Source organism: Nitrospirota bacterium (assembly GCA_015233895.1).
Classification (GTDB): Bacteria; Nitrospirota; Thermodesulfovibrionia; order Thermodesulfovibrionales; family Magnetobacteriaceae; genus Magnetomonas.
In genome coordinates this window covers 1-10,596 of sequence record JADFXG010000050.1, presented here as the reverse complement: position 1 = coordinate 10,596, position 10,596 = coordinate 1, and the positions used below count along the sequence as shown (strand labels likewise).

Genomic DNA, 10,596 nt, shown 5'->3' with positions numbered 1-10,596 from the left:
ATCGTGTCATCCCTCCTTTCTTTTTTCATAACTGATATTATATTTCTGTTATGCAGTTTCTGAAAATACAATTTTCAAAATATGCTCTCTACTTAGAGTTCATGACACAGTTTTTTGAACACTCTCTTAGAAAATCCGAATAAATGTAATCCCACAGTTAAAACTCTTGAGAAGATTGCAAACATTTATAGTAAAATTTTGCATTTAGATATTGCGTGATATTCAAATTATCAAAATATTGTTCAATTATATTATTTGTCTATAAGATTTTCCATTTCTTTGTTTAACTGTGGAATATCCACTTTAATTATACTCCATAATAATTCCATATCTATCCCAAAATATTCATGAACGATAATGTTTCTCAAACCCATGATATTTAGCAATCCCTTTTAGACATAAACTGCCTCTTGTAAAATGTACTTCTTTAACGTTTCTTTCAGGCCATCCCTGAGTACTATATCAACCTTAGCTCGCAGCTTTTTTTGCAGATAAGATTTTAAACCTATGAAATTATCGAGCGTTTTAGTCTCACGTTTCAGCTGTACTACAATATCAATGTCGCTGCCGTGCTTCTGCTCATTTCTTACATAAGAACCAAACACCCCAATTTCGACAATGCCGTATTTATCAACAAGAATACTTCTGTGTTCTTTTAATATGTCAACAACTTCCTCTAAGTTTGAAGGCTTACCCCTCTTTAACATTACTTATAATACCTTTTACATCTGAACCAAAACAACACCAAATACTCTATTCTTTTATACACTCGGCAAACAGATTAATGCCTTCCTCCTCAAATTGAATATTTGTACATTCTCTCTTAAACAAGGACTCTAAGAATAAACGGTTCATATCCTCTTCTGTTCTATAAATCAGTTTCCATTCAAGAATATAATCCATATATCCTCTGGATGTATTTCGCGGGTGAAAATTACCAATCATAATTTTCCCGCCTGGCTTTAGATAACCATAAATCATATTGAACAGACGAACAACAAAGCTGTCGTTAAAGTAATCTATAAGGCCAATACTATATATTAAATCCTGCGTTTTTATTTGAAGAATTTCCTTCTTAGTTAATAAGTATATCAGGTTTTGATGTAATAAAGTTACATTTTTGTTTAGTTTCAGTTTTTCCAACTTTTCTGCAACAAATGCTAATGCCTGTATATCAAAATCGAGTAATGTAATTTTTAACTTTCCAGTACGCTCTAAAGAAGTGTAAATATCAAAAATTTCTTCAGCAGGCCCGCAAGCAAGGCTGGTAATAGAAATATTACTCTCTGAGTTATTTTCTAAAAGATGTCTAACTTCATTTATAATAATATTTTTTCTGTTTCTAACCGCTTTCGCTGCCGGTTCCTCTAAAAAGCACGTATCAATCAAAACGCCAACAGCGCTTTTCCCCTCAGGGATATTGTCATATATCATTTTTATCGTCAGATAATCACCAGCATAACCTCTTGGTTTTGAATACATAGCGTTAGCTGCGTTTGTTAGTAATATATACGGCAGAAATTCCTGTTGACATCGGTATCCTATTACTTCTTTTAATTCTGTTGATAGAGTATTATTTGAACATATCTGATTGTAAAATTCATATGAAAAACTTCTTGATAAACAAAGAACCTTGTCAGTTGTTTCGTCACTGATGTTACCGCTTTGTTTTGCTTCTTTATCAGCTTTTAGAATTAGTTTTTTGAATTCATCAAGGATTGGGATAATCTTCTGCATTGTCTCATTGCCAGCAATATTATCAACCACTTCAGGGGAAATATGATTTATATACTCAATAGATTTATTGTATCTAATAACCAATGAAATAGATAAAGCCCGATATAACCTAAGTGCAAAACGTGGGTCAGAGTCAATTTTTTGTTTAAGCATATCAGCAGACAATTCAAGAATAGTAACTTCATTTATTGCCTTAAATACTAATAAAGGTCTTGTTTTTATAAGGTAAGAATTCATTCCTAAAAAATTGCCTGGACCTAAAACAGATAACCTTTTCTTAGTATCATGAGCTGCCTCAACAAAACCATCAATCAAAACAAACAATGAACTTTTCTCTTCAGATTTATCTATAATTACATTATCTGCGCCGATAATTTTTTCCACTCCATTATCAATAATCCACCGGATGTCCTCCTCGTTAAGTATTTCAAAAAAAGGAATTATATTGTTTGAATATTGTTCAGAAATATTTTTATTATTCATTAACTACATGTCCTCCGTATCAAGTTTATCAGCTTTAGCTGACCTTTTTGTTGTGAGATATTTTTTTCGTTTAGCATGTTCGTTTTCAACTGTTTCTGTAAATTCAAGAGCCATTTCAAGCATCTTTTCTATTTTTATGTTTAAAGTGTCGGAGCTGATTATCTTGTCATGATTTGTACAAACGAATTCATCAATTTTTTTGTTGTATTTTTTTGCGTTAAACCCGCCGATATTTTCAAACATTTCAAGAAACCTACCAATAAGTTCGTTAAAAGGCCGCTTGTCAGAAGGAAATCTATAAGCTATTTTTATAGCAGCGACATATTGCTTAACGTGGTCAATAAACTGATAAAGTTCCAGCTCCTCCAGTTTGACAGTATTTGATATTCCCTTTATTATCTCCTCCGAACAAGGCTTAAACCCACTGCTGCTTTGCACACGCTTTAAAAGTGGCACCGTTATTGACTTTAATACCTCTACAGTTATCTCTTCAGTTGTAAGCATTGGTTTTCTCCGTACTCATTATGACCCCCAAGTATAGTTCATAAAGATTCTGAAGACAATTAAACTGAAGATAGGCTATGTATGGGACAAATGTATCGTTAAACGAAGAGTTTTTAAATCGGCAGAGAGAGTTTCTTATTATATGGTATGTTATAAGAGAGAGAGAGAGAGAGAGAAGCAAAAACTGCGCCACTAAAACTTACTCTCTGTAATTTACAAACCAACATATCCTCTCCCTCCCAAAAAACACTTATTGAAACTCTTTGAATGGATAGTAAGCGAAGTAAAAATGAAATGTCAAGCAAAATTTTCTAATATTTTTAATGTGTTACAAAAGTAACAATTTATTTTTTATTCATTTTTTACGTTAATTGCTATGATAGTATAAAAATGTACTTAGTTCCTCTATAAATGTAATCCCACAGTTAAAACTCTTGAGAAGATTGCCAACATTTATAATAAAAATTTGCATTTAGAAATTGCGTGATATATCAAATTATTAGAATATTGTTCAATTGTTACGGTCTCAGTCTGCGTTTTAAGATATAAAGAAACAAACTGGATTCCCGTCTGCAAGCGGGAATCCAGTCATTTTTTAAATGTACCTATCTAAAAGAAAACTCTCTACCTAAGTTAACCTCGTAGTATGTTACCTCTTACTTAGTTTGGTTATCAGACGTAAAACCAAACATACTACCAATAGCTGCAAAAGGATCCAGGTTGACAGAGAAATACACTTTTAACGAATCGGCTTCATTGCTTTGTCTGTTAAATACACCATAATTGGCCTTAACACCGCCATATAAATAGAATGTGTTTGAAATTCTTACTAATGGCAGTTGCCCCGATAATTCCATACGTTTTGATGTTAGACTCTCATCTTTGCCTACAAGTAACTGAACGTATGTCTCTGGATTCCTTGATAGTCTAAGTCCTAGATAATAAGCATTATTATACCTGGCAACATCACTATTCTGGGGATCAACATAATTTGCTCTATATATAAACTCTGGTCCCAGCAAATCAAAGTGTGATGTGGTGTTAGTATATACTTTGGACATATTATCAGTACCAACTGCCAACAGAGGTGCAAACACAGGGATTTCAAGTTCAAATCTTTTATTAGTTCCCGAATTAACAGTTTTTGCTGTTGAATCTGCTGTACTACTTATAGCTACCTCATCAGAACTTGTTAACATTACATTAACGGGGAATTGAAAACCATAGTAACCAAAATTACTGTCAGATTTTCCACTATTAGCAGGTCTGAACCAGTTGAAGAATAAAAGACCAATCCGGGGTTGTGCCTTATCAAACATTGTATTTACTTTACTAAATTCATAACCTGCATAAATTCTTGCACAGGTTTTTATCGTATCATTTTCAGAGCCTTTGGAACATGTCTGACTATTATTGAAGTATTGATTATAGTTTTCATATGGGAACTGTTCATATTTTGCTGTTGTTGTTGTGGTGGTTTTTGTTGTGTTGTCTGGCGTTTTTGTTGCGTTGTCTGGCATTTTTGAGGTCGTTGTTGTGGTATTGCTGTTATCAACAGCTGCGGTAGTGCTAACATTGCCTGCTTTATTAGTGGTTTTACCGGCTGCATTTTTGATGGGTAAAACGGTGATAGCATAGGTAACGGTGTTGTAAGTAACGGTAGAGGGCACAGGGACTGGGATGTTTTTATAGATACCGATAGCGATTGCGGTGGGAGCTTCGTTGACTGTAAAAGTAACAGTATTTTGGGCGGAATCTTCTGAGCTTGCTTCTATCGTATAATGTTGTAAGGCCAATACCAACATTATTACCAAAAAAAATAATACTACATTTCTTGTTCTAATCATTATTTAACTCCTCGTAACCTTCCCTTTTTTTAGTATGCTCAATGAGCGTTTGTATAAGAAAATGCTTTTCAACATTACATGAACTTCTACACAAAATTCATCTTTAACCACCCCCTGACCATTATTTATTTAACATCATATTCTTCTCATAAAACACTTCTACAATCTCTTTATCAAACTGAACGACTGCGCAAGGTAAACCGCTGACAGTTCAAATGCTTCGGTGTTAATTGGAGACGATTGAACTGAATACAGTCTATATTCAGTAATTTACAAGCCAATAACTCCTCCTCCTAAAACACTATTTGAAATTGTCGAAATGGATAATAAACAAATAAAAAAAGTAATGTCAAGGAAAATATTTCTTATATGTAACAAAAGTAGCCAAAAATGTTATTATAATAAAACAGAGTGTAGGGAGGTTGAATGCCACAGTATTACGATATTACTCTTAAGAGTATTTTGAAAGCATTGCCACGAAAATTCATGAAGATATTGACGGGATTTGAGACAGCAAAGTTTCTGGACGTGCAATTTCCTGAAATTAAATATCGACAGCCCGATTTGCTTTTGGAACTTCCCGATAACTCAATATTTCATGTTGAAATGCAAGCCCAAAACGATAAAGACATGGATTGCAGGGAGCTGGGATATTTACATCTGATATACTGCGAGTATAGAGTGCCTGTTCACCAATTGGTTTTATACGTAGGTAATGGGAAGCTAAACATGCGAAACGAAATCAATATACCAGGTTTGCATTTCAAGTACAAGATAATAGACATCAGAGATATTGATTGCCGTGAGTTGCTTGAAAGTGATGACCCTGCTGACAATGTTTTAGCAATACTTTGTAAGACGGAAAATGCCGATAGTACAATAAAGGGAATCCTTGCAAAATTATATGAATTGCCACTTGAGGAAAGAAGAGACTATGTTTTAAAATTATTAACTCTGTCAAGGTTAAGGGATTTGACAGAATCTGTAAAAAGGGAGGTTAAGAAAATGCCGGTAACTATAGACATAACAAAAGATGTGCTTTATTTGGATGGTAAGGAGGAGGGGTTACTTGAAGGTGAACGGAAGGGTTTACTTGAGGGTAAGCGGGAAGGGTTGCTTGAAGGTATTGAGTTGGGGCTTGAACTCAAATACGGGTTAGCCACTCTTGAGCTGATGAACATAGTTAGAGCTATAAATACTATAGATAAACTTGAGGAGTTTAAAAATCTTATTAAGAAAGCCGGTTCTGTGGATGAATTGAAGGAGTTTTTGGGAAAGAATGTTTAAAAAGCGTTTTTGTTACTTAGCCAGAGGGTGGCTCTTGTCGTATGTATCCATAAGGTGTTCGATGTCCAGATGTGTGTAGCGTTGGGTGGTAGAGAGTGAGGAGTGGCCAAGAAGCTCCTGAATCACCCTGAGATCTGCCCCGCCATGAAGCAAGTGCGTTGCAAAGGTATGTCTTAATGTGTGAGGTCCCATCTTGCCTTGAATACCTATGAGACGGGCAAATTTTACCACTACCCGCCTGATATGCCTCACCGTTAATCTTCTGCCCCCCGAGTTTAAAAAAAGTGCCCCTGCATCATCCTCTGTGATTTTTTTTGGCGTGCCTTTTTTTACAGTGTCTGCTTTTGCCTTTTTAATCAGTAGCCGTTCTATCAGATAGATCTTTATTGCCTTAACTGCTGGCTCTCCAACCGGCACAATTCGCTCTTTCTTTCCTTTGCCCTTAACCTTTATAAGCCCCTGATTGAGGTTTATGTCCTCCATGTTACTGCCGGTAAGCTCGCTGATTCTAAGTCCGCTTGAATAAAAAAGCTCAATGATTGCCCTGTTTCTTGCCATGAGAAATCCCATCCCTGCGGTTTTCTCTATCATGTTAAAGATGTCATCCACGCTTAAGAATTTTGGAAGCGGACGGGGCGCTTTTGGAGTAGGAACAAGTCTTGTTGGATTGTTGTCCACAACTGCCTGAGCTCTGAGATACTTATAAAATGACTTAACTGTGGCAAGCCTTCTGGCTACAGTTGACTTTGCAAGCCCTGCCCGGCTTTGGGAGGCTACAAACCCCCTTATATCATACAGGTCGGTATCTTCGGCATCACTTTTTTCGGTGATTTTTAAAAACTCCTCGAGGTCCTTAGTGTATGCCCTTAGTGTATGCTCTGAGGCATTTACCTCCACGGCCATGTATCTTAAAAAATCATCTATATGCTGTTTTAATAAACCCATCAATCTCCGCAAGCGCCCGTTTTACAATCAATTGCCGCCGCACACTTTTGTCTTTTGTCTTAACCTCAGGAGGGGGAAAGAGGCTGAAATTTATATTGGATGGCTGAAAAGCACCGTGTGTCTTCTCTGACGTTACATATTTAATAAGTGCGCCTATAGACGTTGTTTCAGAAGGAGTGGCAAACGAAAACCCTTTGACTTTCCTTGCTGCAGTGATACCGGCAAAAAGTCCCATTGCTGTTGACTCAAGATAGCCCTCAACGCCGGTAATCTGTCCGGCAACAAGTATGTGCTCATGACCCCTTATTGCAAGCTCTGTGGTCAGACACGCAGGGGAGTTGATGTAGGTGTTTCTGTGAACACTGCCAAAGCGGAGAAACTCCGCATTTTTAAGCCCCGGAATCATTCTAAAAATCCTCTGCTGTTCAGGATACTTTAGTCTGGTTTGAAACCCTACCATATTATAGGCGCTCTTTTCGCTATTTTCCGTCCGTAGCTGCACCACAGCGTAGGGAGTTTTGCCAGTTTCAGGGTCAATGAGTCCAACGGGCTTCATTGGGCCAAAGCGCGGCGTATCTACTCCGCGGGAGGCCATTACCTCTATCGGCATACAGCCCTCAAACACTTTATTGTCCTCAAAATCTCTGACATTTACCTTATCGGCACTAACCAATGCGTCATAAAATGTAAGGTAACATTCCTTGTCCATCGGACAGTTTATATAATCGTCGCCACCTTTACCATAACGCGAGGCACTGAACACTTTTGAGTAATCAATCGTTTCGGCATCAATTACCGGAGCAATAGCGTCATAGAAAAACAGTGAGTCATGGCCTAAAATCTGAGCCAAACTATTTGACATTGACTGAGAAGTAAGAGGCCCTGTGGCTAAGACATAGACAATTGGAGAGCCGTCAAAACCTATCGGACTGAGCCTTGATAACTCTGAACACTCCTGTCTTATGACTTCTATTTGTGGATTTGACTCAATAGCCTTTGTTATGTACTTGGCAAACAGAGCTCTGTCAACAGCCAGTGCGGAACCGGCAGGCACGGATGTATGCCTTGCTGCCTCCATAATCAGAGAGCCAAACATGGTGAGTTCCTGTTTAAGCAAACCGTGGGCGGTATCGGGCAGATCTGACCGCAGGGAGTTAGAGCATACAAGCTCACCCAAAAGCCCTGTCCTGTGTGCCTCGGTTTGTACATCTGGCCTCATTTCGTACAATGTTACCGGTACACCAAACCTCGCTGCCTGCCATGCGGCCTCAGAGCCTGCAAGCCCGCCCCCTATCACTACCACAGAAGACATAGACTATTGGTTTAAGGCATTTATGTCAAAAGAGTCTTTATCAGCTTTGTGCTTAATCATCTGCCCTTCTATCATATAAATCACCATCTCAGCTATGTTTGTGGCATGGTCTCCGATTCTTTCAAGATACCTAGATACATAACTGAGCTTTGTTGCGGGGATAGACGCATCACAGTCGTTTAACATCATAGAGAGAAGGTCGTGGAGAACTTTTTCATTTATTGCATCCACCTCTTTGTCACGTGACATAACGTCAAAGGCAAGCGATTTATCCTCTTTTACGAATGACCCCACCGCATCTCTGACCATACCACAAGTGATGTCTCTTAGAATTGGAAAACTTATGTGTGAGGCTATGTATCTTTCATCGGCAAGTTCGATAGTTCGTTCGGCTATATTTACGGCATTATCGGCTATACGTTCAAGGTCTGTGGTGATTTTCATGGCAGTTGTAATCATACGGAGGTCTTTGGCTACAGGCTGCCTGAGTGCTATCAGTTTTATACAATACTCATCCAACTCATTGTCAAAGGTGTTTATCGGAGTATCACCATCTATTATTATTTCAGCATGTTCCACATCCCTGTCAAGCAAAGATGTAACGGAGTTTCTTACGGCATCTTCAACGAGTGCGCCCATTTTCTGGATTTTATCCTTAAGCTCCGCAAACTCGTTCTCCTTTAAGTACATCAAACCTCCATAAAGTCAATGAGCAAAAACCTGTACGCCTGTTTTTAGGCCTTTAGATGTGAAATATCTGCCATGTGGCGGACTATTTTGCCCTCCACCATGTAAATTACTACCTCTGAGATGTTTGTTGAATGATCGGCAATGCGCTCCAGATTCCTTGAAATATAAATCAACTGAGATGCCTGAATTATGCTGTCGGGGTTGTGGGTCATAATAGAGAGCAGCCCGTCAATAATCGTATCGTTGAGGTCATCTACCTCGTCATCTCTGTTGATTACGGCCACAGAGAGGGCTTTATCCTCGTTTACGAAAGAGTCTATGGCGTCTTTAACCATCATCTGAGTGATTTCCCGCATTCGTGATATTTCCGAGTAACTCATTATCGGCGGAGATTCCATCAGTATGACAGATTTCTCGGCTATATTTACAGCATGGTCAGCTATTCGCTCAAGGTCTGTTGTTATTTTCATTCCTGTTGTTAAAAACCGGAGGTCTCTGCCCATTGGCTGGCGTCTGGCTATGAGGCGGATACATTCCTCATCAATATTAACATCGAGAGCGTTTACTATGTGGTCGTTTTCTATCACGGATTGGGCTAAACCAGCATTACTTTCTATAAGAGAACGTACCGAGTCCCTTATAGCGCTTTCCACAAGTGAAGCCATTTTCAGAATCATATCTTTCAAAGATTTTAACTCATCATCACGTATTGGCATTATCCGAACCTTCCCGTTATATAATCCTCTGTCAACTTATTTGACGGGTTTGTAAACACCGTATCAGTTTTATTATACTCGATAAGGTCCCCAAGCATCATAAATCCTGTGTAATCTGAAATTCTTGCAGCTTGCTGCATGTTGTGTGTCACAATGATAATTGTAACCTCTTTTTTCAATAAAATTGCAAGGTCCTCTATTTTTGAAGTTGAGATAGGGTCAAGGGCGCTTGTAGGCTCATCAAAGAGCAGCACCTTAGGCTTAACCGCAAGAGAGCGCGCTATGACAAGGCGTTGCTGCTGGCCGCCGGATATTGCGTAGGCGCTTTCATTTAACTTGTCCTTTACCTCATCCCACAGTGCTGCCTGTCTCAGGGCTGATTCCACGTGTTCCGCCATCTCGCTTCTTTTGTTTATTCCGCGTAATTTTAGTCCATAAGCAATGTTTTCAAAAATTGACATTGGAAATGGCGTCGGTTTTTGAAACACCATTCCTATCTGGCATCGCAAATCTATAAGGTCTATGTCTTTAGCCAAAATATCCATTCCGTTAAATGCTATCTCACCCTCGTATCTGCAACCCGGGTAGAGGTCGTGCATGCGGTTAAAACAGCGCAGAAGTGTTGTCTTACCGCAACCTGAGGGCCCTATCAGCGCTGTTACTGAGTTTTTGTATATCGGAAACGTCACATCTTTCAGCGCCTTGACGCTGTTTGAGTAATAGAAATTTAAACCTTTAACTTCTATGTCGATCTCCTGTTTCATCATTTCAATAACCACTGGCGCTATTATATTCTATGATGTCTTTGGAAATCAAATAATTCGCTGCAAAGCCTGCATAAATTAGCAATCACTGTGTATAATAGTTTATCGGATGTTACAATTGCATTAAGATTGAATTATTATTAAAATAATTCTTATGCTGGTTTGATTTTTTTACAACCGCCGAACAACTGCCCCTTTAACAGAGGCAGTGTCCGACAGTTTTTTCAAACAAATATCCTAATACCCAATTACGTTATTATTACCGCCAGGGCCGCTTGTGCCGTTATCTTTACAAGCATACCCTATCAGAT

At 38.4% G+C, this 10,596-nt stretch carries 11 protein-coding genes; 1 reads left to right on the top strand and 10 read right to left on the bottom strand.

The genetic code is table 11. From position 1 onward, the window contains the following. Window positions 1–251 precede the first annotated feature (251 nt). From HQK88_16905 to HQK88_16885, 5 genes are all read right to left on the bottom strand, one after another. On the bottom strand, window positions 252–374 hold the full coding sequence (locus HQK88_16905; GenBank protein MBF0618480.1) for a DUF86 domain-containing protein: 123 nt from the start codon (window positions 372–374) through the stop codon (window positions 252–254). 18 nt (window positions 375–392) lie between these two features. Further along, window positions 393–707 carry a nucleotidyltransferase family protein gene (locus HQK88_16900; GenBank protein MBF0618479.1) on the bottom strand — a complete coding sequence of 105 codons (315 nt, stop codon included), beginning with the start codon at window positions 705–707 and terminating at the stop codon, window positions 393–395. Between the two features lie 46 nt (window positions 708–753). Then, complete coding sequence (locus HQK88_16895) at window positions 754–2,220, bottom strand: class I SAM-dependent methyltransferase family protein (protein MBF0618478.1); 1,467 nt, start codon at window positions 2,218–2,220, stop codon at window positions 754–756. Between the two features lie 3 nt (window positions 2,221–2,223). Further along, window positions 2,224–2,724, bottom strand: a complete 501-nt coding sequence (locus HQK88_16890; protein ID MBF0618477.1) for a hypothetical protein — start codon at window positions 2,722–2,724, stop codon at window positions 2,224–2,226. A 656-nt stretch (window positions 2,725–3,380) separates the two neighbouring features. Next, complete coding sequence (locus HQK88_16885) at window positions 3,381–4,571, bottom strand: hypothetical protein (GenBank protein ID MBF0618476.1); 1,191 nt, start codon at window positions 4,569–4,571, stop codon at window positions 3,381–3,383. 426 nt (window positions 4,572–4,997) lie between these two features. Here HQK88_16885 and HQK88_16880 point away from each other — a divergent pair, with 426 nt between their 5' ends. Then, entirely contained in the window at window positions 4,998–5,858 is an 861-nt protein-coding gene (locus HQK88_16880; protein ID MBF0618475.1) for a hypothetical protein, read from the top strand. A 12-nt stretch (window positions 5,859–5,870) separates the two neighbouring features. Here HQK88_16880 and HQK88_16875 read toward each other — a convergent pair whose 3' ends face one another. From HQK88_16875 to pstB, 5 genes are read right to left on the bottom strand one after another with little or no spacing between them, the layout of a single operon-like run. Further along, window positions 5,871–6,803: a tyrosine recombinase XerC gene (locus HQK88_16875; GenBank protein ID MBF0618474.1), complete on the bottom strand. Its 933-nt coding sequence runs from the start codon at window positions 6,801–6,803 to the stop codon at window positions 5,871–5,873. Continuing rightward, complete coding sequence (gene trmFO, locus HQK88_16870) at window positions 6,775–8,115, bottom strand: methylenetetrahydrofolate--tRNA-(uracil(54)-C(5))-methyltransferase (FADH(2)-oxidizing) TrmFO (protein ID MBF0618473.1); 1,341 nt, start codon at window positions 8,113–8,115, stop codon at window positions 6,775–6,777. The genes HQK88_16875 and trmFO overlap by 29 nt, the downstream gene beginning before the upstream one ends. Window positions 8,116–8,118: 3 nt before the next feature. After that, window positions 8,119–8,805, bottom strand: coding sequence for a phosphate signaling complex protein PhoU (phoU, locus tag HQK88_16865; protein MBF0618472.1), 687 nt, complete (start codon window positions 8,803–8,805; stop codon window positions 8,119–8,121). 44 nt (window positions 8,806–8,849) lie between these two features. Next, window positions 8,850–9,521, bottom strand: a complete 672-nt coding sequence (phoU, locus tag HQK88_16860; GenBank protein ID MBF0618471.1) for a phosphate signaling complex protein PhoU — start codon at window positions 9,519–9,521, stop codon at window positions 8,850–8,852. Beyond that, complete coding sequence (pstB, locus tag HQK88_16855) at window positions 9,521–10,285, bottom strand: phosphate ABC transporter ATP-binding protein (protein ID MBF0618470.1); 765 nt, start codon at window positions 10,283–10,285, stop codon at window positions 9,521–9,523. The genes phoU (HQK88_16860) and pstB overlap by 1 nt, the downstream gene beginning before the upstream one ends. Between the last annotated feature and the right edge of the window lie 311 nt (window positions 10,286–10,596).

Bases quoted from the DNA above. Each gene is read 5' to 3' on its own strand.
- HQK88_16905 (MBF0618480.1), bottom strand. From the start codon at position 374: ATGGGTTTGAGAAACATTATCGTTCATGAATATTTTGGGATAGATATG.
- HQK88_16900 (MBF0618479.1), bottom strand. From the start codon at position 707: ATGTTAAAGAGGGGTAAGCCTTCAAACTTAGAGGAAGTTGTTGACATA.
- HQK88_16895 (MBF0618478.1), bottom strand. From the start codon at position 2,220: ATGAATAATAAAAATATTTCTGAACAATATTCAAACAATATAATTCCT.
- HQK88_16890 (MBF0618477.1), bottom strand. From the start codon at position 2,724: ATGCTTACAACTGAAGAGATAACTGTAGAGGTATTAAAGTCAATAACG.
- HQK88_16885 (MBF0618476.1), bottom strand. From the start codon at position 4,571: ATGATTAGAACAAGAAATGTAGTATTATTTTTTTTGGTAATAATGTTG.
- HQK88_16880 (MBF0618475.1), top strand. From the start codon at position 4,998: ATGCCACAGTATTACGATATTACTCTTAAGAGTATTTTGAAAGCATTG.
- HQK88_16875 (MBF0618474.1), bottom strand. From the start codon at position 6,803: ATGGGTTTATTAAAACAGCATATAGATGATTTTTTAAGATACATGGCC.
- trmFO (MBF0618473.1), bottom strand. From the start codon at position 8,115: ATGTCTTCTGTGGTAGTGATAGGGGGCGGGCTTGCAGGCTCTGAGGCC.
- phoU (MBF0618472.1), bottom strand. From the start codon at position 8,805: ATGTACTTAAAGGAGAACGAGTTTGCGGAGCTTAAGGATAAAATCCAG.
- phoU (MBF0618471.1), bottom strand. From the start codon at position 9,521: ATGCCAATACGTGATGATGAGTTAAAATCTTTGAAAGATATGATTCTG.
- pstB (MBF0618470.1), bottom strand. From the start codon at position 10,285: ATGAAACAGGAGATCGACATAGAAGTTAAAGGTTTAAATTTCTATTAC.